At 34.4% G+C, this 26,050-nt stretch carries 27 protein-coding genes and 1 pseudogene; 6 read left to right on the forward strand and 22 right to left on the reverse strand.

The features are described 5' to 3' along the window. Positions 1-220: 220 nt before the first annotated feature. The 8 genes from dnaK to APRE_RS05970 form a co-directional block, all read right to left on the reverse strand. Positions 221-2,038: a molecular chaperone DnaK gene (gene dnaK, locus APRE_RS05940; RefSeq protein ID WP_015778093.1), complete on the reverse strand. Its 1,818-nt coding sequence runs from the start codon at positions 2,036-2,038 to the stop codon at positions 221-223. 9 nt (positions 2,039-2,047) lie between these two features. Next, the gene (grpE, locus tag APRE_RS05945; protein WP_015778094.1) at positions 2,048-2,584 is read right to left on the reverse strand and encodes a nucleotide exchange factor GrpE; all 537 of its coding nucleotides are present in this window, start codon (positions 2,582-2,584) and stop codon (positions 2,048-2,050) included. A gap of 15 nt (positions 2,585-2,599) precedes the next feature. Then, the gene (hrcA, locus tag APRE_RS05950; RefSeq protein ID WP_015778095.1) at positions 2,600-3,613 is read right to left on the reverse strand and encodes a heat-inducible transcriptional repressor HrcA; all 1,014 of its coding nucleotides are present in this window, start codon (positions 3,611-3,613) and stop codon (positions 2,600-2,602) included. A gap of 196 nt (positions 3,614-3,809) precedes the next feature. Continuing rightward, positions 3,810-4,763, reverse strand: a complete 954-nt coding sequence (locus APRE_RS05955; RefSeq protein ID WP_015778096.1) for a 3-hydroxyacyl-CoA dehydrogenase — start codon at positions 4,761-4,763, stop codon at positions 3,810-3,812. Between the two features lie 64 nt (positions 4,764-4,827). After that, positions 4,828-5,877, reverse strand: a complete 1,050-nt coding sequence (gene hemW / locus APRE_RS05960) for a radical SAM family heme chaperone HemW (RefSeq protein ID WP_245941921.1) — start codon at positions 5,875-5,877, stop codon at positions 4,828-4,830. A 117-nt stretch (positions 5,878-5,994) separates the two neighbouring features. Continuing rightward, on the reverse strand, positions 5,995-6,417 hold the full coding sequence (locus APRE_RS09930; RefSeq protein WP_015778098.1) for a hypothetical protein: 423 nt from the start codon (positions 6,415-6,417) through the stop codon (positions 5,995-5,997). Between the two features lie 112 nt (positions 6,418-6,529). After that, positions 6,530-6,727: a hypothetical protein gene (locus APRE_RS09935; protein WP_015778099.1), complete on the reverse strand. Its 198-nt coding sequence runs from the start codon at positions 6,725-6,727 to the stop codon at positions 6,530-6,532. A gap of 50 nt (positions 6,728-6,777) precedes the next feature. After that, a complete protein-coding gene (locus APRE_RS05970) occupies positions 6,778-7,938 on the reverse strand; it encodes an AI-2E family transporter (RefSeq protein WP_015778100.1) in 1,161 nt (386 codons plus the stop codon). Positions 7,939-7,995: 57 nt separating this feature from the next. Between APRE_RS05970 and APRE_RS05975 the strand changes: the two genes are divergently transcribed. After that, on the forward strand, positions 7,996-8,226 hold the full coding sequence (locus tag APRE_RS05975) for an RNA polymerase sigma factor (RefSeq protein ID WP_004815884.1): 231 nt from the start codon (positions 7,996-7,998) through the stop codon (positions 8,224-8,226). 104 nt (positions 8,227-8,330) lie between these two features. On the opposite strand, the pseudogene tnpA reads toward APRE_RS05975, so the two are convergent. From tnpA to lepB, 9 genes and pseudogenes are all read right to left on the reverse strand, one after another. After that, positions 8,331-8,801, reverse strand: a pseudogene (gene tnpA / locus APRE_RS05980) (IS200/IS605 family transposase). 199 nt (positions 8,802-9,000) lie between these two features. Next, positions 9,001-9,954: a 3-hydroxyacyl-CoA dehydrogenase gene (locus tag APRE_RS05985; protein ID WP_015778101.1), complete on the reverse strand. Its 954-nt coding sequence runs from the start codon at positions 9,952-9,954 to the stop codon at positions 9,001-9,003. 65 nt (positions 9,955-10,019) lie between these two features. After that, positions 10,020-11,138 carry a radical SAM family heme chaperone HemW gene (gene hemW / locus APRE_RS05990; protein WP_015778102.1) on the reverse strand — a complete coding sequence of 373 codons (1,119 nt, stop codon included), beginning with the start codon at positions 11,136-11,138 and terminating at the stop codon, positions 10,020-10,022. A gap of 6 nt (positions 11,139-11,144) precedes the next feature. After that, a complete protein-coding gene (locus APRE_RS05995; RefSeq protein WP_015778103.1) occupies positions 11,145-11,987 on the reverse strand; it encodes a GNAT family N-acetyltransferase in 843 nt (280 codons plus the stop codon). A 32-nt stretch (positions 11,988-12,019) separates the two neighbouring features. Next, complete coding sequence (locus APRE_RS06000) at positions 12,020-12,307, reverse strand: cupin domain-containing protein (protein WP_015778104.1); 288 nt, start codon at positions 12,305-12,307, stop codon at positions 12,020-12,022. Between the two features lie 8 nt (positions 12,308-12,315). After that, a complete protein-coding gene (locus tag APRE_RS06005) occupies positions 12,316-13,053 on the reverse strand; it encodes a ferredoxin reductase domain-containing protein (RefSeq protein ID WP_015778105.1) in 738 nt (245 codons plus the stop codon). A gap of 66 nt (positions 13,054-13,119) precedes the next feature. Next, positions 13,120-13,692, reverse strand: a complete 573-nt coding sequence (locus APRE_RS06010) for a uracil-DNA glycosylase family protein (protein WP_015778106.1) — start codon at positions 13,690-13,692, stop codon at positions 13,120-13,122. An 87-nt stretch (positions 13,693-13,779) separates the two neighbouring features. Then, positions 13,780-15,591, reverse strand: coding sequence for a translation elongation factor 4 (lepA, locus tag APRE_RS06015; RefSeq protein WP_015778107.1), 1,812 nt, complete (start codon positions 15,589-15,591; stop codon positions 13,780-13,782). Positions 15,592-15,599: 8 nt separating this feature from the next. Further along, on the reverse strand, positions 15,600-16,181 hold the full coding sequence (lepB, locus tag APRE_RS06020; protein ID WP_015778108.1) for a signal peptidase I: 582 nt from the start codon (positions 16,179-16,181) through the stop codon (positions 15,600-15,602). Positions 16,182-16,330: 149 nt separating this feature from the next. Between lepB and rpsT the strand changes: the two genes are divergently transcribed. Next, entirely contained in the window at positions 16,331-16,597 is a 267-nt protein-coding gene (rpsT, locus tag APRE_RS06025) for a 30S ribosomal protein S20 (RefSeq protein WP_015778109.1), read from the forward strand. 61 nt (positions 16,598-16,658) lie between these two features. On the opposite strand, the gene holA is transcribed toward rpsT, so the two are convergent. Both holA and APRE_RS06035 read right to left on the reverse strand, forming a co-directional pair. Then, positions 16,659-17,672: a DNA polymerase III subunit delta gene (gene holA / locus APRE_RS06030; protein WP_015778110.1), complete on the reverse strand. Its 1,014-nt coding sequence runs from the start codon at positions 17,670-17,672 to the stop codon at positions 16,659-16,661. After that, positions 17,669-19,837: a DNA internalization-related competence protein ComEC/Rec2 gene (locus APRE_RS06035; protein WP_015778111.1), complete on the reverse strand. Its 2,169-nt coding sequence runs from the start codon at positions 19,835-19,837 to the stop codon at positions 17,669-17,671. Before APRE_RS06035 ends, holA begins: the two co-directional genes overlap by 4 nt. Positions 19,838-19,888: 51 nt before the next feature. Between APRE_RS06035 and APRE_RS06040 the strand changes: the two genes are divergently transcribed. From APRE_RS06040 to APRE_RS06050, 3 genes are all read left to right on the forward strand, one after another. Then, complete coding sequence (locus APRE_RS06040) at positions 19,889-20,503, forward strand: alanyl-tRNA editing protein (protein WP_015778112.1); 615 nt, start codon at positions 19,889-19,891, stop codon at positions 20,501-20,503. 228 nt (positions 20,504-20,731) lie between these two features. Beyond that, positions 20,732-22,471, forward strand: a complete 1,740-nt coding sequence (locus tag APRE_RS06045) for an ABC transporter ATP-binding protein (protein WP_015778113.1) — start codon at positions 20,732-20,734, stop codon at positions 22,469-22,471. After that, positions 22,468-24,228, forward strand: coding sequence for an ABC transporter ATP-binding protein (locus APRE_RS06050; protein WP_015778114.1), 1,761 nt, complete (start codon positions 22,468-22,470; stop codon positions 24,226-24,228). Before APRE_RS06045 ends, APRE_RS06050 begins: the two co-directional genes overlap by 4 nt. Before the next feature lie 90 nt (positions 24,229-24,318). Here the strand turns inward: APRE_RS06050 and APRE_RS06055 are convergent, their stop codons facing one another. Beyond that, entirely contained in the window at positions 24,319-24,666 is a 348-nt protein-coding gene (locus APRE_RS06055) for a hypothetical protein (protein ID WP_015778115.1), read from the reverse strand. A 9-nt stretch (positions 24,667-24,675) separates the two neighbouring features. Continuing rightward, positions 24,676-25,080 (reverse strand): helix-turn-helix domain-containing protein, encoded by a 405-nt coding sequence (locus APRE_RS06060; protein ID WP_015778116.1) that lies wholly within the window; start codon positions 25,078-25,080, stop codon positions 24,676-24,678. Between the two features lie 169 nt (positions 25,081-25,249). Between APRE_RS06060 and APRE_RS06065 the strand changes: the two genes are divergently transcribed. Beyond that, positions 25,250-25,570, forward strand: a complete 321-nt coding sequence (locus APRE_RS06065) for a DUF4491 family protein (RefSeq protein WP_015778117.1) — start codon at positions 25,250-25,252, stop codon at positions 25,568-25,570. Positions 25,571-25,661: 91 nt separating this feature from the next. On the opposite strand, the gene APRE_RS09620 is transcribed toward APRE_RS06065, so the two are convergent. Next, entirely contained in the window at positions 25,662-25,970 is a 309-nt protein-coding gene (locus APRE_RS09620; RefSeq protein WP_115597369.1) for a transposase, read from the reverse strand. Positions 25,971-26,050 lie beyond the last annotated feature (80 nt).

Genomic DNA, 26,050 nt, shown 5'->3' on the forward strand with positions numbered 1-26,050 from the left:
TATCCTCCATCCACTAAAAAAGGAGCTGCTGCAAATATGAATCCTATCGTCCATCATTAGAAGCTTCTGAAAAAGTAGGTCTATTAGCCTGTAAAATCATAGGCTTAAGACTTACTCTTTCAAGCTTCTTCTAATATTCGGGACGATTATTCATTCTGCAACATCCCCTCTATTATTTTTCTTTAATTATACTCTTTTGATAATTACTTGCAATCGTGAATTATTCTTCGTCATCATCGATTACTTCGTAATCAGCATCTACTACATCTTCGTCAGCATTTCCGCCTTGAGCTTCACCGTTTGCTTCGTTTGCCTTATACATAGCTTCACTCATTGAGTAGATTTTTTGAGTCAAGGCTTCTGTTTTAGCCTTGATATCGTCGATGTCATCTGCCTTGATAGCTTCTTCAAGCTTGTTGATTTCAGCTTCCATCTCTTCTTTTTCGCTACCTTCAAGTTTAGCATCTTCCATTGTTTTTCTTGCTTGGTATACTAGGTTTTCTGCGTTGTTTTTAGCGTCTATACCTTCTTTTTTCTTCTTATCTTCTTCAGCGAATTGTTCAGCTTCTTTTACTTTTCTATCTATTTCTTCCTCAGATAGGTTGGATGAAGATGTGATTGTAATCTTTTGTTCTTTTCCTGAACCTTGGTCTTTGGCAGTAACATTTACTATACCGTTAGCATCTATGTCGAATGTCACTTCGATTTGTGGAACTCCACGTCTTGCTGCTGGTATACCTGTTAGTTGGAATCTACCAAGTGTTGTGTTGTCTGCTGCCATTTCACGTTCACCTTGAACTACGTGGATGTCAACTTCTGTTTGACCATCTGCAGCTGTTGTAAATACTTGTGATTTCTTTGTTGGGATGGTTGTATTTCTTTCGATTAGTTTTGTAGCAACTCCACCTAGAGTTTCGATTCCTAGTGATAGAGGTGTTACGTCAAGTAGGAGTAGGTCTTTTACTTCACCACTTAATACACCACCTTGGATAGCTGCACCTAAGGCAACACATTCGTCTGGGTTTATATCTCTTTGTGGTTCTCTTCCGATTAGGTTTTTAACAAGTTCTTGAACTGCTGGAACTCTTGTAGAACCACCAACTAGTAGGACCTTTTCAATGTCATTGTGGCTAAGTCCTGCATCCTTGAGGGCATCTTCCACTGGTTTTCTTGTCGCTTCTACTAGGTGTTTTGTTAGCTCATCAAACTTAGCTCTTGATACAGTTTGCTCTAAGTGAACTGGTTGGCCATCTACTGCTGTTATAAATGGTAGTGAAACTGTTGTTGATACTGTTGATGAAAGTTCCTTCTTAGCCTTTTCTGCTGCATCTTTTAGTCTTTGCATAGCTGTAAGGTCTTTTGTTAAATCAACTCCAGATTCTTTCTTAAATTCGCTTGCAAGATAGTCTACTAGGGCATTGTCGAAGTCATCTCCACCAAGTTTGTTGTTACCTCTTGTTGAAAGTACTTCAAATACTCCATCTCCTACTTCAAGGATTGATACGTCGAATGTACCACCACCGAGGTCGTATACCATAATCTTAGATTGGTCAGTTTCCTTATCCATACCATAAGCAAGGGCTGCTGCTGTTGGCTCGTTTATGATTCTGTCTACCTTAAGACCTGCGATTTGTCCAGCATCCTTTGTTGCTTGTCTTTGTGCATCTGTAAAGTAAGCAGGTACTGTGATTACTGCGTTTGTTACTGTATCATTTAGATAGTTTTCAGCATCTGATTTTAGTTTTTGAAGAATCATTGCTGAGATTTCTTCTGGTGTATATGTTTTTCCATCGATTTCTGGTGTCTTCCAATCAGTTCCCATTTCTCTTTTAACAGATGCTATAGTTCTGTCTGGGTTTGTGATTGCTTGTCTTTTAGCTGTTTCACCTACAAGTCTTTCTCCATCTTTTGAGAAAGCTACGATTGATGGGGTTGTTCTATTTCCTTCGCTGTTTGGAATTATAGTAGATGTTCCACCTTCCATTACAGCTACTGCTGAGTTTGTTGTACCTAAGTCAATTCCTATAATTTTAGCCATATTTTCCTCCTATTTGCTTACCTTAACCATAGCTGGTCTAAGGACTCTGCCGTTTAGTTTATATCCTTTTTGGAATGTTTCTATGATATGATTTTCTTCTACTTCGTCGTTTTCCTCGGCAAGAACTGCTTGATGGATATTGTGATCAAACTCACAGCCATCAGAGGCAATTTCTTCAAGACCTTCGTTTTCTAAGACTTTCATCAGTTCCTTCCTAGTCATGATAACACCTTCAACGAAAGCATCGTCTTCGTCTGCCTTTGCCAAGGCCCTATCGAGATTGTCTATTACAGGTAGAAGTTTTTCTATAAGTGAGCTTTGGGCGAACTTCTTAAAGTCAGCCTTGCTAGCTTCTTCTCTTTTCTTATAGTTTTCAAAATCAGCTAGAAGTCTTTGATATCTTTCTTGATATTCATTTACTTCTGCTGTTTCAGAAGCCTTACTATCTTCTTCGTCATCTACGATTTCAGCCTCTATATAATCTTCTTCGTCAATTTCTTTATCTTCTATATCTAAATTTTCATCTTTTTTCTCTTCATTTGCCAAGACATTTACCTTCCTTTACTCGTTTAATAAGTCAGAAATCATCTTGATACTCGCTATAACATCCCTGTAGTTAATCCTTGTAAGGCCTACAATTCCAATCTTTCCAACTGTATTTTCGTCTACATTGAAAAACGATGTGATTATAGTGGTATCTTTCAGTAAGTCTATTGCGTTTTCTTCGCCAATAGTAATTACTAAACTATCATCTTCAATATCTGACCAAAGACTTCTTATATCATCTTTACTATCAAACAGTTTGATGAGATCTCTAGCCTTTGATAAATCATCAAATTCCTTGAAATTGAAGATATTACCAATTCCTTCGATTTTGACATCCCTATCATTTCCATCTTTAGCATTCCTATCAATCCTTGTTCCAATTATATCGACAAGATTTTTATAATTTCTAAGGATTTTCTCCTCAAGCTCGACTAGCTTCTCGTTGATATCAGAAAGCTTAAGTCCAACTAGTTCGTGACTTAATATCAGATTAATATTCCTTAGGTCTTCATCACTTATAGGAAAGTCTAAGATAATCTGATCATTTACCAAAGAACCATTATCAAAAACTGCTATTAGTAAGAGGAAGTTTTCGCTTACCCTTATCAGTTCAATGCTCACAATCTTTGAAATTTCTTTTTTGTAACTTACTGATACAGCTGTAAGATTAGTCATAGCTGCCAAAGTTTTGGTCGCAGTCTCAATGATGTCACTTGCATTGTGGTATCTCTTATCGAGAACTTGTCTGATATTTTTGACATCGTAATTGTCACTAACACCCACAAGGCCATTTTCCAAAAGGTAGTCGACAAATAGTCTATAACCCTTATCAGAAGGCAATCTGCCACTAGATGTATGAGCTTTCTTCAAGAATCCCTTTTTCTCTAGAGTACTCATATCATTTCTTATAGTAGCCGGCGATACATCAAATGAGTAATCATCAGCCAAAGACTTAGAGCCAACTGGCTCTCCCTTAAAGATATATGAGTCTATGATAGAGAAAAGTATTTGCGTTCTTCTATCTTTCAAAGCTTCTCACTCCTTTTAGCACTCTTTACTTCCGACTGCTAATTATAGTATACTTAGTCTAAAACCATTGTCAAGTTAAAAATAAATATATTTACAAGTTATGTATAAGCTATATTGAGTAAAACTAATAAAGCAAATATTTCTATCAACTACAATAAAAATGCTCCCAAGACTTAATCTTAGAAGCATTCATAATTTATTTGTATTTGTAGAAGCCTTCTCCTGTCTCAATTCCCTTAAGTCCCTTGGCTTCCCTTTCTTTAAGTTTCTTTAGAGCCTTGCCCATAGGAGATGATGGATCTTTAGCATCTTCCCTAGTGCTTGTAACATTAATTACGGTAGTAATTCCTATTATATCGATCATCTCGAAAGGACCCTTTGGTGAACCTGATCCAATCTTCCAATCCATATCTATATCTTTTGGCTCTGCTATGTCATCTCCGTAAAGAGCAAGAGCTGCATCTAATAGAGGAACGAGTATTGAGTTTAGGATATAACCAGGATTCTCTTTTTTTATAATAGCAGGATACATGCCTATATCTCTTGCAAATTGAGCTACAATATCTATAACTTCCTTACTTGTAGTGTCATGACCCATAACTTCTGCTAAATTTTGTCTATGGATACTGTTTGCGAAGTGTAAGTGAAGGAATCTTTCTTCCCTTCCAGTGAAGTCTTTAAGCATTGATGGCATGAAGGTTGAAGAGTTTGAAGCAAGTATTGCATCATCCTTTAAGATATCCTTAATCTTCTCATAAAAGGCCCTTTTCTCATTAACTTTCTCTGCTATAGCCTCTATAACAAGATCACAATCAGCAAAGGCTTCCTCTAAGTCAACTGTATATTTTAAATCTTTGTAGGCTTTTTCGTTATTTTTCTTTAACTCTTCGATTTTTTCTAAATTTATATCCTTAACATCATCAAAAAACGACCTAGGATAATTAGGAAACTCTGCCCCGATGTATCTTGGTGCAAGTTCCAATTCTTTAGTATAAGTCTCATATACCTTATTAATCCTTGGCTTAGCTCTTTCAATCGAACCTTCGCTTCTTCCCCATATAGTAACGTCAAAACCGTGAAAGGCAGCGGCATAGGCAATTTGAGCTCCCAAAACTCCACCGCCTGCAATAGTTATTTTTTTAATTTCCATAATATCATCTCCTTGTATATTCTATATGATATTTACCCACTTGGAAAAATATAATTCACTAAAGTTAAATAATTTCAATATAGAATTCATTGGAAAGACTCATTCCTTTTTTAGTAAAATAGAAATTATCATCAAGCTTATAAAAGTCCTGGTCCTTGAATTTTTCTATCACATCTTGATATTTAACTAAGAAATCACAGGCAAATTTCTCCTTAAATTCTCTTAGATTTATTCCCTCGCTCTCCCTAAGTTTAAAGATAATATATTCCTTCTCTCTTTCATCCTTATCTATAAATTCTTCAAAAACGATAGGATACCTAGCTTCTCTAATAGCCTTGTCATATTTTACAAAATTTCTAGTGTTGGTATATCTCTTATTAGACAAAAATCCCGAAGCTCCTAGGCCAAAGGCTATATAATCATCTATATTCCAATATTTCTTGTTATGGATAGACTCCTTACTAGCTTTCGCAAAATTGGATATCTCATATCTTTTAAGTCCCAATTTATCTAAGCTATCAACAAGATATGAAAATATAACTACCTCTAGGTCATCTTCCATCAAGCCTAGCTTCCCTTTTTTATCTAAAGCATAAAATCTTGATCCTTCTTCTAGAATAAGAGAATACCATGATATGTGTTCAGGAGAAATCTTTTTTACCATAGCTAGTTCATTTTTAACAGACTTATAAGTTTGCCTTGGAAGATTGAGCATGAGGTCAAAGGATAAGTTGTCAAAGCCAGCATCCCTGATCATATCTATATCTTTTAGGGCAATATCCGCTGTATGATTTCTGCCAATTTCTTTTAAGACTTCATCATCAAAAGATTGGACACCAAGAGAAATCCTATTGATACCAATATCCTTATAGATTGCTAGTTTTTCCTTAGATATAGAGTTTGGATTACATTCTATGGTAAATTCTTTTATTTTCTCTATCTTAAATTTCTTTATTTCATTTACTATTTCTTCAATATATTTTGCATCTACATAAGAAGGAGTACCCCCACCTATGTGAATAGTATCTATTTCTATATTTAGTCTTTCTTGGTAGAGCTTAATTTCCTTTATTAAATTTTTTATATAGGGTTCAACCCTATTTTCTACATTCATATATGCACAAAAATCACAGTAATAGCACTTTTTTGACAAAAAGGAATATGTATGTAGCATCCAACTTTTTCCATTTTTTCTCCTTTATATAAAAAAAGATGGCAATGCCATCAATTTTTAGTATATAATATTATAATTTTCTAAGCTTTGTAAAAAGATATCTCTTTTTTCCTTATCCTTATCGATAACAATGGCTTGTTCACTTATTCCTTCTTCTAATAAAACAAATAGAGTATCCAACAAGAAATTTTCGCTACCAACCACATAAAAATATGAGTCTGACCTATCATTAGCAAGCTCTTTTATTTCCTCAAGATAGTCGCTTCTACTATCTAGCCAATATTTGACTAAAAGTGATCCGTCAATATTTTCAAAATCACTTTCGTAAAGATGAGTATCCTTGGTATTTACATTTACACTTATGAATTCTGGAATATCTGTGTTATCTTCTTCAAATCTTTTTATAAGTGGCCTAATAGTTGACATTGCAAGACCTTGAGAAAGGGCAACAAGCGGTCTATTTTCTCTTTTTAAGGACATGTGAGATTTTAGCTTAAAAATTGTTACTGTATCTCCAATCTTAAGAGACGATAAAGTCTTCTTAAAAGGTGATTTTCTTATAGGAATTTTTGTAGTAAATCTAATATTCCCCTCACTTGTAAGTGTGTTTATACTTAAGTGATGAATTAGTTTTTTTATTTACCTCTCCTGTCTCATCGTAACCTGGTAGAGCCAGATGAAAGCTAGAACCCTCATCCCAATTTAAATCATCGGGTTTTTCTAAGGTATATGTCCATACATACTTGTATTCTTCTTTTATATCCAAAATCTTAACTTGAAATTTATCCATAATATCTCCTTACTGATAATTGTTATCACTAAGAACACTATACTTAATTTTTAATTTTCTTCATCTGGAATATCCAGTTTTCTTTTTCCAATGTTTAATGTATCACTAATATATTTAAAAAATAGTTTATAATCATAAATCCAATTATCAATTATTCCAGACCTATAAATTCCTACAATAAATATAAATACAACTGGCAACAATATGGCTCCCATCACTCCAAAAAGTTTAAGTCCAGCATAAAGAGCTATAACTAATAGAATTGGGTGTATATCTGCAGAACTTCCTATTACCTTTGGAGCTATGACTTGTCTAAGCCCAGTCCAAGCTGTCAATACAATCAATAGTCCTAAGGATTTTATGGTATTATCAAAGATAAGTAGTTCTATTATTGACCATGGCAAGAGGACTATTATAGGACCAATCATAGGAAGTAGGTCTACAAATCCTAATATTAGGGCTATTGGCATGAAGTATTGTTGGCCTATGAAAAACAGGAAAATCGCCATTATTATTGTGCACAGAAAGGCTAGTTTTAGTTGGGATTTTATATAATTCCAGGTTGAATTCTTAAAGACAGTCCTTATCAAAGAAAGGTTATTCTTTGACTTTTCTGGTATCAATAGATGGTATTTATCATAAACATTTTGCATATCGCCAAGTATTATATAAAATGCAACTACAAAAGTAATCACAAAAAATATTATTTCATTGGAGGTATTTATAAAAGCTTGGGTAAAGCCAAAGGTAATATTGATTGCGTTTTTTTGTAAGCTACCCAACCATTCATACAAAGACTTAAGTCCAGACCTTATTGTGTTTGATACATAGTCTGGCATGAGGTTAATCTGTGAATTGGCATCATTGATCCAAGTATTTACAGAAGATACAATCTTATCCCAATTGCTAATGATATTACCTACCAAGCCAGAGACTTGATTTACTATAAACTGAACAAACCATATCAAGAAAAATAATAGAAGCAAGAGCAGGATTGTACCAAGCAGGTAGGATACCGCCTTGTGTTTGATTGGCAGGATATGGTCAATCTTTCTTATAGATGGTGCCAATAATCCCACGATTACTAGAGCTAGTATTATGGGCATGAGGGCATTTAATAGGGCTGGTGCAAGGAATAATAAAAATAATATGGTTAAAATAATAATTGTTGTTCGTAAAAATATTCTTTCATAAAGTTCTTTATTTCTCATGGCATCTCCTTTAATATTTGATAATATTATTATATCAAAAAGAGTGAGGAGGGCAAAATGGATATCGAAAAAATATATAGAATATACTTTGAAGATGTTTATAGATTTTTGCTCTCTTTGAGTAAAAATAAGGACGTAGCCCAGGATATAACAAGCGAAACTTTTCTAAAAGTCATAAATAATAGTAAGAAAATAGAAAATACTAGAAATATTAAGGCCTATATTTTTACTATAGCAAAAAATACTTACATCAACTACTATAATCAAAACTACCAGCTTAGCTGGTAGTTTGCACAGCGCCTATAAGGCGCGAATACCGGCACGCCCCTATTGGGGCTGTCGAGTATTCTGTCACATGCACCACTATCCCAACTACTGCTTAAGCAGTTTTTTTATTTGTTCTTATTTACTGACTTTCCCGTAAACGGGTCATAATATTCCTTTATACTTATTTGGTCAGTGTAATAATCTTCTCTTAATTGATTTTGTATATATTCTTTTATTTTCTTTTCATTTCTTCCCACTGTATCTACATAATATCCTCTACACCAAAAATGTCTGTTTCCATATTTATATTTTAGGTTGGCATGTCTATCAAATATTATTAATGAACTTTTCCCTTTCAAATATCCCATTATTTGTTATACAGAATATTTTGGTGATATTTCTACCAGCATGTGTACATGATCTGGACATAGCTCTGCTTCTATTATGTTTATTCCTTTTCTTGAACATAATTCTCGAAGTATACTGCCTATATCTTTTCTTAGTTGTCTATATATTACTTGTCTTCTATATTTTGGTGCAAAAACTATATGGTATTTACATCTCCATTTGGTATGTGATAAACTATTCTTGTCCAAGTTTTAACCTCCTTGTTTAATTGTGCATGTGACTATCACAATTATACTTTAAGGAGGTTTTCTTGGTGCTTGAAGCTAAAGCTTAATCCCTCCACCTGCATAGCGGGTGGTTTATTGTTTCGCTCTCTTTCGTTCGCTCAACTCACTTAAGTGGACAATAAAAATGCTCCCAAGACTTAAGCTCAGAAGCATTATTAATTTATTTGTATTTGTAGAAGCCTTCTCCTGTCTCAATTCCCTTAAGTCCCTTGGCTTCCCTTTCTTTAAGTTTCTTTAGAGCCTTGCCCATAGGAGATGATGGATCTTTAGCATCTTCCCTAGTGCTTGTAACATTAATTACGGTAGTAATTCCTATTATATCGATCATCTCGAAAGGACCCTTTGGCGAACCTGATCCAATCTTCCAGTCCATATCTATATCTTTTGGCTCCGCAATATCATCTCCGTAAAGAGCGAGAGCTGCATCTAAAAGAGGAACAAGTATTGAGTTTAGGATATAACCAGGATTTTCTTTTTTTATAATAGCTGGATACATTCCTATATCTCTTGCAAATTGAGCTACAGTATCTATCACTTCCTTACTTGTAGTGTCATGACCCATAACTTCTGCAAGATTTTGTCTATGGATATTGTTTGCGAAGTGTAAGTGAAGGAATCTTTCTTTATTTCCAGTGAAGTCTTTAAGCATTGATGGCATAAAAGTTGAAGAGTTTGAAGCAAGTATTGCATCATCCTTTAAGATATCTTTAATCTTCTCATAAAAGGCCCTTTTCTCGTCAACTTTCTCTGCTATAGCCTCTATAACAAGATCACAATCAGCAAAGGCCTCTTCTAAGTCGACTGTATATTTTAAATCTTTGTAGGCTTTTTCGTTATTTTTCTTTAACTCTTCGATTTTTTCTAAATTTATATCCTTGACATCATCAAAAAACGACCTAGGATAATTAGGAAACTCTGCTCCGATGTATCTAGGTGCAAGTTCCAATTCTTTAGTATAAGTCTCATATACCTTATTAATCCTTGGCTTAGCTCTTTCAATGGAACCTTCGCTTCTTCCCCATATAGTAACGTCAAAACCGTGAAAAGCAGCGGCATAGGCAATTTGAGCTCCTAAAACTCCACCTCCTGCAACAGTAACTTTTTTAATTTCCATAATATAATCTCCTTGTATGTTCTATAAGATATTTACCCACTTAGAAAAATATAATTCACTAAAGTTTAAATGATTTCAATATAGAATTCATTGGAAAGACTCATTCCTTTTTTAGTAAAATAGAAATTATCATCTATCTTATAAAAGTCCTGGCCCTCGAATTTTTCTAGCACATCTTGATATTTAACTAGGAAATCACAGGTAAATTTCTCCTTAAATTCTCTTAAATTTATTCCCTCTCTCTCCCTAAGCTTAAAGATAATATATTCCTTCTCTCTTTCATCCTTATCTATAAATTCTTCAAATACAAGGGGGAATTTCCCTTGTCTAAGAGCCTTATCATATTTTACAAAATTTCTAGTGTTGTTATATCTCTTATTAGATAAAAATCCCGAAGCTCCTAGGCCAAAGGCTATATAGTCATCTATATTCCAGTATTTCTTGTTATGAATTGATTCCTTACCCTTTCTTGCGAAATTGGATATCTCATATCTTTTAAGGCCCAATTTATCTAATTCATCAACAAGATATGAAAAGATATCGACCTCGAGGTCATCCTCCATTAAGTCTAGCTTACCCTTCTTATCTAAAGCATAAAATCTAGATCCCTTATCTAGGATTAATGAATACCGAGAAACATGGTCTGGCGATAGTCTCTTCACCATTTCTAGGTCCTTTTTGACAGAAGCAAGGTCTTGACCAGGTAGATTTAGCATTAGATCGAAGGATAGGTCAAAGCCAAAGCTTTTGATTAGCTTAATATCTCTAATGGCAATTTCTTTATTATGGTTTCTCCCAATATTTCTTAGGACCTTATCGTCAAAGGACTGGACTCCAAGAGAAATCCTAGTCACACCCAAATCCTTGTAGGCTTGTAACTTATCAGAGTCTATGGAATTCGGATTACATTCTAGGCTAAATTCTTTGATATCTGTATCAAATCCCCTAACTTCTCTTAGGATTTTCTCAATGTAGAGGGGATCAATATAAGAAGGAGTCCCCCCTCCTATATAGATAGTATCGATAGCGAGGTCCATATTTTCCTTGTAGAGACGGATTTCTTTTATTAAATTGTCAATATAAGGATCAATCCAAGCCTCAAGTCCCTCAAATGCTGCAAAGTCACAATAATAGCATTTTTTCTCGCAAAAGGGAATGTGGATGTAGCAGCCAACTTTTTTCATAAATTTCTATCTCAAATCACTTTCAACTACAATTATCTCACTATCACTAAGGCCCTTTAATTTGATTTCTCTCTCATTATCAAGCTTTAAAAGGTCTCCTCCTGGATAAAACCCAGACTTATATTCGATTAGGCCAATCCTTACAAAGATTAGGGTATTTGGGTATTTGGTCTTAATGAGGACCTCTTCTCCCAATTTTAAGTCCTTGTGATAGATAACTTGCTTATCGTATTCTTCTTTAGATTTATCTTCTTCCTTCTTGCCGTCTTCGGATTCTTCTTTTGTTTTATTAGCTAAATAATTTTTAAAATCTTCTTTGCTAAGGATATATTCATGAGTTACTTCCATAGTTCCCATATTTGTTTTTGTCAAATGTGAGGAATAATACTTGTAATTTAATTTCTCATGAATCTTTTTAGATATAAAATTGCCTCTATAAAAACCTCCTACTAGGGTCTCTAGTCCGACTTCGTCAAACAAGTAGGAAATAAGAATCTCCAAGGCTTCTGTCATTATTCCCTGATTTTGAAAGTCTGTCGCTAAGACAAAACCAAGCTCTGCTGCCTTCTTGTCAGTTAAGTTATCAAAAAATTCTTCATCATACTTGTGGATTCCAATTGATCCTATGACCCTACCGTCTTTTTCTATAGCTAGGATATTCTTATCTTTTATAAATGTGTCTAGGATTTCTTTGCTTTCTTCCTTTGACTTATGGTGAAACCAACCAGCTGCCTCTCCAAGTCCTGGAGTTTTGGCATAATTATAGAAATCGTCTAGGTCACCTTCCCTAAAGGCTCTAAGTTTTATCCTTTCACCTTTTAGAGTAATCTTATCTGTATTTATTTTCATAATTTCTCCTATGTAAAAAGGCGACTTTCGTCTTAAATCGCCGCCTTTATAACTAACAAGTCACTATCCTGTATTGCCTTAAGGGAATGGCTTTCATTTGGATCCATTCTTATTATATCACCAGGAAGAATAATATCTTTTCCGTCTTCTCCTGTAAAATCAACCTTTCCCTCATAGATCACAACTATTACAGTCTTATCAGACTTATGACTTGGTATTTCTTCGCCAGATTTTATTTGTAAGTGGGTCACTTGTAATTTATCTTCGTCTATTAAATGTTCAAACTTTCCATCCAAAATATTAGCACTTAACTTTTTCATAATATCTCCTACAAAAACTCATGGTTTTTAGCTGCCATAAACATGGTCGCTCTTTTCTTATCATTTAAATCAATCATTATGTCCTTATCGTCAACTCCAAGCTCTCTAAGAGTTACTATATTATCTAGGAGGAACTCATTGCTTCCTACGATATAAAAGATTGAATCCTTAACTTCCATATCCCTTAGGGTCTCAAAAAAGTTTGCTCTAGAGTCGACCCAAACTTGTCTAAATACCTTATCATCTACCTTAGAAATCTCAGACTCAAATAGGTGATTGTCCTTTCTTGCTACATTGATGCTCAAAAGTTCAGGAATCCCACTTGGATCTTTCTTAAATTTATTTATCAAAGGTCTCATGGTAGTAAGGCCAATTCCCATAGATAATAGGACGATAGGTCTATTTTCCCTTCTAAGCTTCATATGGCATCTGACCTTAAAGAATTCTAGATAATCTCCCACCTCCTTTTCTAAAAGAGCCTTCTTAAAGTCGGACTTTCTTATAGAAAACTTGGTCGTAAAATTAACTGTATCATCATCTGTGAGGGTATTGATGCTAAGGTGGTGGACGAGTTTCTTATTAACCTCTCCTCCCTCATTAAAACCAGGGATTGCTAGATGAAAGCTTGATCCTTCCTCCCAGCTAAGGCCCTCTGGCTTTTCTAGAGTATAGGTCTTTACATTCTTAAACTCATCTTTTATATCCAAAATCTTTACTTTATAAATCTTCTTATCTAAATTTTCCATAAATTCTCCTTAATGATAATTACTATCAACATTATCACTATACCCAATTTTCTTAAGAATAATAATTTATAGGATTTCTCCTACAAGATTTCTTAGATCTGGGAGAACTTCTTTCTCAAAGAATGGATTTTTGGCCATCCACCTATTATTTAGGGGACTTGGATGGACTAGAGGAAAATATTTAGGCAGATAGTCCTCAAAGGATTTTACAGTTTCAGTGAGATTTTTCTTGAAATTATCCTTTAAATAAAATTTTTGTGAGTAAGCCCCTATGAGAATCGTAAGTTCTATATTTTTAAGATTTTCTAGTAGATAGGGATGATATTCCTTCGCTATAAATCTTCTCGGAGCCTTATCACCCGACTTGCCCTTGCCTGGATAATAGAAATCCATAGGAATTATTGAAAAATCACCTCCATGAAGAGTTTTCATATCAATTCCAAGCCAATCTACTAGTCTTTCACCACTCTTATCATTAAATAATATCCCTGTTTCTTCGACTCTTTTTCCTGGAGCTTGGCCTATTATTAAAATCTTAGAATCTTCCTTTACCTGAAAGATAGGATCAATTCCCCTTTCGCTGTAGGCTTTGTTTCTTTCGTCCTTTTTTAACTTTTCTTTTATTTGACTTATATTCATAAAACTCCTTAAAGAAAAAGCAACCCCTGGGATTGCTTAAACTTACAATTTTTTAATATCTATGGCTCTTATGCCTATTTCAGTAAATTACTTATCATCATCTAGTTTGAGGACAGCGAGGAAGGCATCTTGTGGAACTTCTACGTTTCCTAACTGACGCATTCTCTTCTTACCTTCTTTTTGCTTTTCAAGAAGCTTTTTCTTTCTTGAAATATCACCGCCGTAGCATTTAGCTATAACGTCTTTTCTTAGAGCTCTTACAGTCTCTCTTGCTATAACCTTGCCTCCAACTGCAGCCTGTATTGGCACTGCAAATTGTTGTCTTGGAATCTCTTCCTTAAGCTTTTCAACAATTCCACGTCCCCTAGCGTAGGCACTATCTCTATGAACTATTAATGATAGGGCATCTACTCTTTGATCGTTTATTAATATATCGAGCTTAACAAGGTCAGACTTATCATAGCCTATTAGCTCATAGTCTAGAGAAGCATAGCCCTTTGATCTTGATTTAAGGGAATCAAAGAAGTTATAAATTACTTCGTTTAGAGGAATCTTGTACTTAATTGAAACCCTATTTTCATCTATATAGGTCATATCAATTAACTCACCTCTTCTAGATTGGGCAAGGTCCATTACCTGACCTATATATTCTTTAGGGGTGATTATCTCAGATCTTGTAATCGGCTCTTCTATATAGTCTATTTCTGTTGGGTCCGGGAAGTCGTTAGGGTTTTGTAGCTCTAACATCTCATCAGATCCCTTAAGTTTTACATCATAGATTACTGATGGGGCTGTCGCAATGATATCTAGGTCGTATTCTCTCTCTAACCTTTGGGTTATGATATCCATGTGAAGGAGACCAAGAAATCCTGCCCTAAGACCAACTCCCAAGGCTTGTGAGTTTTCTTGCTCAAAAACTAGGGCTGCGTCATTTACTTGAAGTTTTTCAAGGGAATCACGTAGCTTGTCGAAGCTTTCTCCTTCTGCAGGATAAATTCCAGAATATACCATAGGAAGGACTTCCTTGTAGCCAGATAGGGGCTTTTCTGTAGGGTTTGTTATAGTAGTTATTGTATCACCTACTCTAGCATCCTTTACTTCCTTGATGCTTGCTTCGATAAAACCTACATCACCGCTTCTAAGCTCCTTTGTAGCTATTCTTTGCTTCATGGTGTAGCCTACGGTGTTTACCTCGTATTTTTTGCCTGTATTCATCATGACAATCTCATCACCAGGTCTTACAACACCTTCAAAAACTCTTACATAACATATTACCCCTACATAAGAGTCATAATATGAATCGAAAATTAAAGCCTTAAGGGGCTTATCATCATGGTCTTCTGGGGCTGGAACATTGGCAACTATATCTTCTAGGACATCTTCTATATTTAGTCCCGTCTTTGCAGATATCTCTGGTGCATTATCCGCATCGAGGCCAATCTCATTTTCTATTTCTCTTTTTACTTCGTCTGGCCTTGCTGATGGGAGGTCGATTTTATTAAGTACTGGCAGTATCTCTAGGTCTTGCTCGAGGGCAAGGTAAGTATTTGCAAGGGTCTGAGCCTCTACTCCCTGACTTGCATCAACAACAAGGATTGCTCCCTCACACGCCTTAAGTGATCTTGAAACTTCATAATTAAAGTCGACGTGTCCTGGAGTATCTATTAGATTTAGCTCGTAAACTTCGCCATCCTTAGCCTTGTAGTGAATTTTGATTGACTTTAATTTTATGGTTATTCCTCTCTCTTGCTCAAGTTCCATATCATCGAGCATTTGGTTAGACATCTCTCTTTGTGATAGATTTTCGCTTTTTTCTATTAGCCTATCTGCAAGAGTGCTCTTGCCGTGGTCGATGTGGGCAATGATCGAGAAATTTCTAATATTTTCTTTCCTTTTCATATAGCTCCTTATTCTTCATCTGGGTATGGATTGTGATCTATAAGACCTGCCCTATTTATCGGATAGAATCTTACAAAGGCATGGCCTACAAGTCTATCTTTATATATAGGTCCGAAGCTTCTAGAATCGTTGCTTGCTCCAGGAATCCTATTATCTCCCATCACAAAAAACTCATCAGCTCCCAAAGTCCATTCACTAATCTCAGTTGAAGAGTCTGTTTCTGGTATTGATGTATAGTTTTCATCAAGCGCTTGTCCATTGACAAAAACCTTGCCATTTTCAATCTTAATAGTATCTCCCTCTTCGCCAATAATCCTTTTGACATAAAGTCTATTTGGATGATCTGGTGCTTTAAGTATAACTATATCGCCTCTTTTATAGTCTCTAAGCCTACTTCCTATCTTATCTACTAGGAGAATATCCCCATCGTGGAGGGTATTTAGCATAGATTTTCCTGAAACTTTAGTAGCATCCATGATAAACATCTTTACAAGTATGGTGATAATTAGGGCAATTCCTATGGTCTTCACCCAATCCCAAATTGCATAAAGTATGCTGTCGCTTTTAGATTTTTTATTATTTTCACTCATATTTACCTCTCATTTCTATTAAATTATATACTAAATTTCTCTTTCTTCCAAATTATTGAACAATTTTAAAAAAATCCTTGTTTAATATCCTAATTTATGGTAAAATGTATCAGTCGAACAAAAATGTTCGGGAAAGAGGTGAAAGTTAAATGGCAAATATTAAATCTAGTAAAAAGAGAATCGACGTCGCTAGAAGAAACACTCTAAGAAACAAATCTAGAAAAAGCGAAATCAAAACACTAATCAAGAAATTTGACGCAGCTATCGAAGAAAAAGACGTTGAAAAAGCTACTGCTATCTTTAAGAAAGCTGACAAAAGATTAAAACAAGCTGAAGCTAAGAACGTAATGCACAAAAACAAAGTTGCAAGAACAACATCAAGATTAGCTAAGGCTCTAAATCAAGTAAATGCATAATAATAATGAGTGAATATCAGTATCGGATCCTCACATATGTCTACTGATAATCACTCATTTTTTATTTGCTAATTTTTCCTATAAGGATTTTAAGTTCTAGGTCCATATCAAAGGCCCCGCTTTTCTGTCTAACTTCCATATCGAAGAGAGTATCGTGTAGGCTAAAAAGCTCTTCTAGGCTAAAATTTCTAGCAAAACCCTTGACCTTTCTTAGCTCAAAAGGAGATATGCCCAAGGATTTTTGTATAAAAGTATCATTGAAGCCACGACTAGTTAAGGATTTAATTCCTATAAGGTTTCTCACTTGTCTTATAATCATATGATAGATCATAAAAAGATCTTCGCCGGATTTTCTCATAGTCTCATAGACTTCAATCGACCTTTTCCCATCCTTACTTGACAGAGCATCAGTTAGGTTAAAGATATTAAGATTTAAAATCTCGTCAAGCTGATCCTTTACGTCCTCTGGTCTAACTATCTCATCTGCCGAGTTTGCGATAATCTTATCTATGGTATTGGAAACATCATATAATTTTATCTCACTATCCTTATTTAGATAAGAGAATCTATTTATAATATCATCTATAAGCGATCTTTTGATTTTTTTATTTGCCCTTGTAAACTTCTTTCCTATAAAAGATTTTAGTTCGTTTTTATCAAGTCTTTCGATTTTCACAAGGGAATCAGTTTTAGCGAGCTTCTTATAAAATTTCCCCTTGAAGGGAGGATTATCTGATATTATAAACAAGCTAGCATAGTCTGGAAAGTTGTCTATATCAGCTGTTAAGTGATCAATAAGATCCTTGTAATTTTTAAGCCCTGCCTTGGATAGGTCTATGTTTCTTAAGATAATGATCTTCTTATCTTCCATTACAGGCAGGGTTTCTATTGAGTTTTTGATTACTTCATAATCCTCCCCTCCCTTTAAATCTATAAAGTTAAAGTCAGGGATGCTTACCTGATTTTTTGCTTCTTCTATAATGGAGTCAGTGAGAAAGTCCTCCTCAGAGTCAAACAAATAGACTCCACTTATATCCTTGTCTAGAAATTTTTTCATAAATTCCATGTAATTCATCTAAAATATCCTCCCTTAAGAAATCTCTCTATCTCAAAGTCCTTATTAAATCTCATCTCGACCATCCCATCTGTCTGGCTATTATAAATCTTTCTGTCATATACATTATCCAAAACTTCCCTGTGGGGATGGCCGTAAACATTATTTCTTCCTGCAGAAATTAGGACGATTTTAGGATTTACTTGCTCCACAAAGTCCCTCCTAGTAGAAGTCTTTGATCCATGGTGGGAGAGCTTTAATATATGAGCTGTATCTTTTATATTTTTTTCAAATTCACTCGGCAAATCTCCCAAGGTCATTATCTTAACTCCCCTTATATCAAGGATCAGCCCCATAGAATTTGCATTTTCATTAGAATCGTAGCCCTCATCTATAACAGTAATGTAGCCTGATTTAAGCTTAATCCTATCTCCCTTTTTTAGGATATGGGGCTTATATTTTCTAAGAGAATCCTCATTAAGCTTATTAGTGTAGACATTTTTAACCTGGAAATTATCCCAAACTAAGTCCAGATTTCCCATATGATCCTTATCCTCATGGGATATAAATATCCCTTCAATCTCCCTAATTCCAAGTGACTTAAGGTAGGGAAGGAGGATTTTCTCTCCTGAATCATAATTTTTGTATTTGGGGCCTCCTACATCTATCATATAGTAAGATCCCTTATCATTTAATAAAAAGGCGTCTCCTTGGCCAATATCTATCATCTGATAGCTAATCTCTCCCCTCTCTTTTCCTAGTGAAAATATCAAGACCATAATCGATAGGGGGATGATGTTTGCATGAGCCTTGGCCCTATTTCTTCCTAAATTTAACATTATTATGATAAGGATAAATCCATAAAATGCAAGTAAGATATGAGGCTTTCTGAAATCTAGGGCAAGGAATTTGATCTTATTTAAAAGTTCTGTCATATTTAATATGCTTTCAACAAGAAAGTTAAGTCCAATAAATAATAGCTTAAGGAAACTTCCTAATAGGGGATAGGCAAATATTATTATAAATATTATATACATAGAAAGGCTAAAGACAGGCAGGATTAGAAAGTTTGCCAGTATGCTTACCAGGTTAAAGCTCCCATAATAATAAATCATAAAGGGAAAAAGAGCAAGCTGGATGGAGCTAGTAAAGGCGAGGCTTTCTCCTATGTAGGATTTGCTAAAGTGATTTTTAATCTTTGGATAGACTAAATAGACTGCAAAGCTTGCCGCAAAGGTCAAAATAAAACCAGCATTTAGACCAGCGAAGGGATTAATTAGTAATATCCCAGATCCTATTATTAATAAAGCTTTTATTTTATCCATGGGCTTATTATACAAAAAGGCCAAAAAAGAAATCACATTTAGGCCTATCACCCTAATTACTGAAAAGGGAAAGCCTATTAGGTATCCATAGATAAGGGCAAGGAAAAGTCCAAAGCCATAGGCGTACCTATAGTTAAATCTTCCAAACAAAATAAGGATAAAGAAAAATAGCATATCCATATGAAGTCCACTTACAGCAAGGATGTGGCTTAGACCTAGGTCCCTTATCGAATCATTTTCTATAAGATTTTCCCCAAGGATAACAGAAACGACAAAGTCAGCTGATCTTTTACTTAAATTATTATCGAAAGTCTTATGGATATAATTATAAAATGAATTTCTCATATCCAGAGGAAAATTTCGAGTCCTTCTTCTTTGATCGATCTTTTCTATCTTAATTTCCTTAAAAATCCCCTTGCTAGCCAGATACTTCCTGTAAGAAAATAGATTGGGGTTGGTGTTTGTAGAAGGAAGTTTAACTTTCCCATACCCTACAAAGGATTCTCCAATAGCTAAGTCTTCGTCCATAAAGGCAAGGACTTTGCTCTCTCTTATGCCATCTTTTGTCTGTAAGAAGTATCGAAAGCCGTAATCTTCCTTCCTTTTTTCTAGGACTGTGAGATTAAACTTCCCCTTATCCTCAATACTTCCCATCTGACTTTTAAACTTTATAGAAGATAGGGAAAAGATCAGAAAGATCCCAATAGCCATATAGATCAAATTGCTTTTCCTATAGACTGATAGAAGGCTTATCAGAATACATCCTGTAAGTATATATAAAATATTCAAATTTTCATAATTAATAAATATCAAAAGGCCCAAAAGGAGACCTAAGGTAAATAAAAGAATCTTTTTTCGCATAATTGCCTCTTTTTTATTATATCATATGATATAATATTAGAGAGGTATATTATGACTAAGATTTACGAAAAATTTCCAGAAATAACAGACGTTAGAGCAAAGGTCCTATCCAAGAAATTTGTAAATAACAACACCTATCTTATCTTGGACAAGACTATATTTATGCCCCAAAACGATACCCTCTTGGACGAGCCAGGCCATATAGGGGGAAGTAAGGTCCTTTCTGTAGAAAAAAAGAAGGATAATATAATCCATCTAGTTGAAGGAAGGGAAAATAGGACCAATCTCCTCCTATCTCTTGACAAGGAGGCCCGCTTTCACAATCTCTACTACGCAACTAGCTTTTCTCTATTTAAAATTTTCTTCTCTACCTATTACAAGGCTGATAGGATAAGCTTCAAACTTTACGAAGATTATGGCGATATCATAATCACCAAGCCTTCACGTGACTTCGACCCAAGTCTTATTGAAGAACTCATAAATTATGCCATAGACAAGGGACTTAGTCTAAGTCTTGATAAAGGAATCGTAGAGCTTAAATCTATAGGAAAAACTATAAATAATTTAATATCTTTTGATAATACCTACAAGATCAAATCCTTTGAAATAATAGAATGCTTAGTCGAAGAAAACAATACTGTAGTAAGCTTTAAAGCAGGAAAATGATTAATGCTTTCCCCAAAAACTAAATAATTATAAGAAATTAGCCGCAGAAATACGGTTTTTTCTATTAAAGCACTATTGCGTAAATAGATTTTCTGTGCTAGAATAAAGTCATCATTAAGAAAGGAGAAAGAAAAATGAACAAAAAAGCAAGATTGGATGTAAAAATTAACTAACTATAGTAAGTATCAGGATACTCCTTGATCCTTACGATTAACAACAAGGAGAAATATGACAGAATTTAAATTTTTAACGAGAAAGATGGCCAAACTTGAGCCACTTATGTTTTTACTAATCGCACTTTACGGTCTATTTGTGGGGATCAAGCCCTTCTTATGGATTATTTCACCTGCCTTTATATTGAAAAATTACTCTACTAATCCAGAGATTTTCCCAATTTTCTTTATAGGCTTATTTTTTATATCATCTTTAATTAGCTTCTTTGATTCATTTATCATGGGCAACTACCGCATGAGGATGAATCACGTCCGCTATAAGCTAATGAATATGATCACAGAGTACTCACTCTATCTCCCTTATGCAAAGAAAAAAGAAAAATCCGAATCAGAAAAAATAAGTGATGCCATGAAGGCTGTAGAATCGCCTTGGCTTGGAGCTGGTGGCATTATGATGGATTTGCCAAATATTTTTTCTATGCTTATCTCTATAGGTGGATTTTTGTGGATATTTACTACAATGGATCTTTGGGTCTTAATCACAACACTAATCCTAACTGGCCTTTCTTGGGCAATATTAAACCAAGTCCCAAAATCTTATAACAGATACTGGGATGAAGTGAGTCCAAATTGGGATAAGTTTGCAAAGCTTAATAATGAAATGAAATCTCCCCTATCAAAGCAAGATATTTTGATTTTTGATACAATAACGATTTTTAAATCCTATTATGGCAAAACAAATAAATATAGGATAAATCGCCTAGGAGAAGTCAACACAAAGACTTTAAGACTTTTTACCCTAGCAAATCTTATAAACTTGATAAGAGATGGTCTTATAATCTATTGGCTGATGACAGGCCTTGTATCTGGTAGAATATCAGTGGCAAATTTCTATGTCTACTTTACAGCGATATTTGCCTTTATTGCCTTTAACCACCAAACAACGTGGTTTTTTACTGATATCAAGAGAAACTTTACCATGTTTAAGCCATTTTTTAAGGTTACAGATGTCTACAAGGATGAAAAAGAAGAAATTTATCCAGACCAAATGGAAATTACCCTTGCTGATGTCTCATTTAAATATCCAGGAACAGATACCTATGTATTAGAAAATCTTAATCTAAAGATAAAAGACTCTGAAACAATCGCTCTTGTAGGTGAAAATGGTGCCGGTAAGTCAACTCTAGCTCTACTTCTTGCAGGTCTGTACGAACCTACAGAAGGTAGGATTTTAATAAATGGAGAAGATATTAAGAAATCCCATATAGACTATAAAAAGCTAATCTCAGCTGTCTTTCAAGATTCAAATCTTTTGCCATTTTCCTTTAAGGAAAATATTCTAATGTCAACTAAAAATAAGAATTTAGATGATATTTACAAGATGACCCACTTAGATGAAATCATAAATACCTATGCGAAAAAGGATGATCAAACTCTTCTTAGGATTTTAGACAATGATGGGGTCGATTTATCAGGTGGCCAAAAGCAAAGGCTATTTTTAGCCCGTGCTATAGCAAAATCTAAGGCAAAACTTCTTATTCTAGATGAACCAACAGCCCAACTTGACGCCCTTAACGAAAGAGAACTATATATGCTCTATGATGATCTTACAAAAGACAAGTCATCGATTTTTATCTCCCACAGGCTTGCTTCTACCAAGTTTTGTGACAGGATAATTTATCTTAGGGATGGCAAGATTATCGCAAAGGGGTCTCATGATGAATTAATGAAGACATGCAAAGATTATAAAGATCTCTACAATCTTCAAGCAGACAATTACAAGGAGGTCTTATGAAAAATATACGAAAGCTATTTAAAGAAATAGACAAAGTTCATCCAGGTTTTAGCGTTAGAGTTATAATTACAAACCTAATTCTTGGATTCTTACCTCTTATAAATATTTTCGCTCCAAAGCTAATCATAGATGAGCTTATGGGACAAAAAAGATTTTCCTATTGCCTAGGCCTTGGTGCCTTGGTTTTGATTCTAAGTTTTATCAAAGAAGTTACCTACAGGGGATTAAATAATTATCTGACCCTGACCTTTGAAGATATGTCAGATAAACTAACTTTTAAGATTGCGCAAAAATCCCTAAGGCTTCCCATAGAAAAATCTGATTCCAAGGAAATCCAGGACATGATGGAACAAGCCCACTATGCCGTTTGGGAGATGTACACCCTCTATGACATAATAGTTTTGGTAATATCAGCTGTGATTACAGGAATTTTATCTTTGGGAATACTTGTAAGGCTAAATCCTGCAATTCTTATCTTATTGCTATTATTAATTTTGATTAATAAAAAATTAGTTAAACTGATAAAAGAAAACGAGCTGAAATACCAGGAAAATAACATTTCTGATCTTAGATCTTATAGATTTTTTTCTAATTTCGCCGCTGACTTAAGATATTTTAAGGATATAGGAATCTACGATGGTCAAGATTTGGTCCTTGAAAAAGCGGATTACTACCAAAAAGAGATGATAAAATCATCAACCGATTACTTCAACAAAAACGGGATTTACACAGGGATTATGAATGTAAGCGCCAATGGCTCAATTATCTTGACTCTAATTTACCTGACCTATAAATTAATAGATAAGACAATTAGTCTTGCAAATTTCACTATGTATTTTAACTCCCTAATCCAGGTAATAAATGCAACTAACCTTATCCAGCAAAATTATGCTAAAGTAATTTCTGTAAATGCTCAACTAAAAGTATTTTTTGACTTCCTTGAAATGGAAGAAGGTCTCCTCGATAAGGGTCATATCGACCATATCGATACAAGTGAAGTTAGGATAAGATTTGATAATGTATCCTTTAAGTACCCAGCAAGTGAAGACTATGTCCTAAAGGATGCTACTTTTGAGATAAAAAACGGTGAGACAGTCGCCCTTGTAGGCAAAAACGGTGCCGGTAAGTCGACTATAGTCAAGCTCCTATGCAAGTTCTACGAACCTAGTGAGGGAAATATTTACCTAAATGATATAAATATCAAGGACATTAATACAAAAGAATACTACAAGATCCTATCCCCTACCTTCCAGGACTTTAGGCTCTTTCCTTTTAGGATAAGCGAAAATATTACAGGAATGCTAAAAGATGAGATAGAAGATAAGGATTACGAGAAGATGGATAAGTCTTTTGACCTACTTAAGCTCGCGAGTTGGATTGATAAATTAGTAGATAAAGAAGACACCTTCCTAACCTACCTATTCTCAGACGAATCAGTTGAGCCTTCGGGAGGAATCGGCCAAAAACTAGCCCTTGCCCGTTCCATGTATCATGAGGGTAAGTTTTTCATAATGGATGAGCCTACAAGTGCCCTAGATCCACGAAGCGAGGAGGAAATATTTGAAAACATGCTAAAAATCTCCAAAGGCCAGACGTCTCTTTTCATCTCCCACAGACTTTCATCAACCAAATATGCAGATAAGATTATAGTCTGCGATAAGGGATGCATTAGCGAAGAAGGAAGTCATGAAGAGCTTATGAAAAAAGATGGCTTGTACAAGGAAATGTTTACCAGCCAAGCAGACTTATACCTATAGAAAAAGCTTATGCAAATCAATAAACTTATCTAAAGTTAGAACTAAAGCTAACTAGAATATGGTTTATAACTTGCATAAGCTTTTCTTTAATTAAAATGACATATTCTTATAGTATATTAAAAATGCAATAAATACAGCCCCTCCTATGAGGTGAATTAAGAGAGCTAGGCGGGATTTTTTCTTATAAGTTTCAAGATTTTCCTTATCTCTCTTTCCTAAATTTTGTATAGGGTATTTCTTCCTTCCTATAAGGTAGGCTAGGAGAAAGGCATTGCCATTGTTGCCTGAAATATTTAACAATCCAAGTAGCTTAGGATGCTTAAGTCCTCTTGCCCTCGCATCGATTTTAGTCATTTGATAGATATTATATTGTAGGATAATTCCACCAAGTACAGTTACAGCTCCACTTATAATTATGATTATTAATTGTAAATTCATAAAATCCTCCTAGAATCTTTTTATAATCTCTGAATATATTAGGCCTGTTAAAATTATGGAAAGGACAAATATAGCTACCATATTTAATCTTTCTGGCAGAAATTCTGTAAATAAGGCGATGATTATCATAGTAATTAAGGCGAGTATTATTATTCCTATAAGTTTCTTATTTGATTTTACTAAGTCAGTTGACTCTTCCAAGTGCTTCATAAAATTATCACTTCCTTTTAAAAGCTCGTCCAAAGAAATCTCATATAGATCGGATAGGGCAATTACATTTCCTATATCAGGATAGGTCTTGTTGTTTTCCCAGTTGGAAATGGATTGCCTAGATACAAAAATCTTTTCTGCGACTTCTTCTTGGGTCATATTTTTCTTAAGTCTCGCTTCCTTTAACTTATCTCCTATCTTCATTCCTACCTCCTAAGTCTATATTAAAAAAAATATTTTATTTAGTCTATCTATATCACTTTACACCCAAGATTTTTCATGTAAAAATGCTTTTACGTCCTTTGATTTTCATGGACTTCACAAAAATTTGACCAAATTTACCAAATATATGATAATTAAATAAGGAGGAATTATGGAAGGAATAATAATTGGTGTAGTAACATTTTTTCTTATAGGAATTTTTCATCCGCTTGTGATTAAGGGCGAATATTATTTTGGCAAAAAGATAAATAAATATTTTGCACTTTCCGGCCTTATTTTTGTAGGAATTTCTATATATGTTAATTCACTTATACCTAGCATTTTCGCAGGTGTAATTGCTTGCTGTTGTTTTTGGTCTATAGGTGAAGTCAATGAACAAGAAAAAAGAGTTTTAAAAGGTTGGTTTAAGGAAAATCCCAAGAGAAAAGAATACTACGATAATTTAAGAAAAAATAAAAATTTTGACAAATAAAAATTAAGCTTTATAAAAATAATTAACAATGTTCATTAAGGATTCATTCATGGATATTTCACGAAAATCAATCCTAAAAGAGCCAAAATATTTAGTTTCTAAAGAAGGACATAGGACTCTGAGTATTAGGAAGATTGCTAAAAACTTTGGGTGGCAATGGAGACAATCTAGAAGTACTTTTCATCAAAAGATGACCTATCTTTAGAAAGTGTCTGGGAAGATATCTTCCGCATAGATAATTAAAATAATAAGTCCGATGATTTTCTAATCTATTTATCCAATTTCTCAAAGTTCCATCTGAAATATCATATTTCTTAGCGACACTTCGATAACCACCAGATCCACCTGATAAGTGTTCTAGTACTAATTTTATTTTAAATTCTTTTGTGTATTTTGGCATACAAACCTGCTAACAAAAGTCAAGGAGAAAATCGAATTAATTTTACTTTTCTACTTGTTATTTAGAGTTTAAATTTAAGC

This window comes from Anaerococcus prevotii DSM 20548, assembly GCF_000024105.1.
GTDB classification, from domain to species: domain Bacteria; phylum Bacillota; class Clostridia; order Tissierellales; family Peptoniphilaceae; genus Anaerococcus; species Anaerococcus prevotii.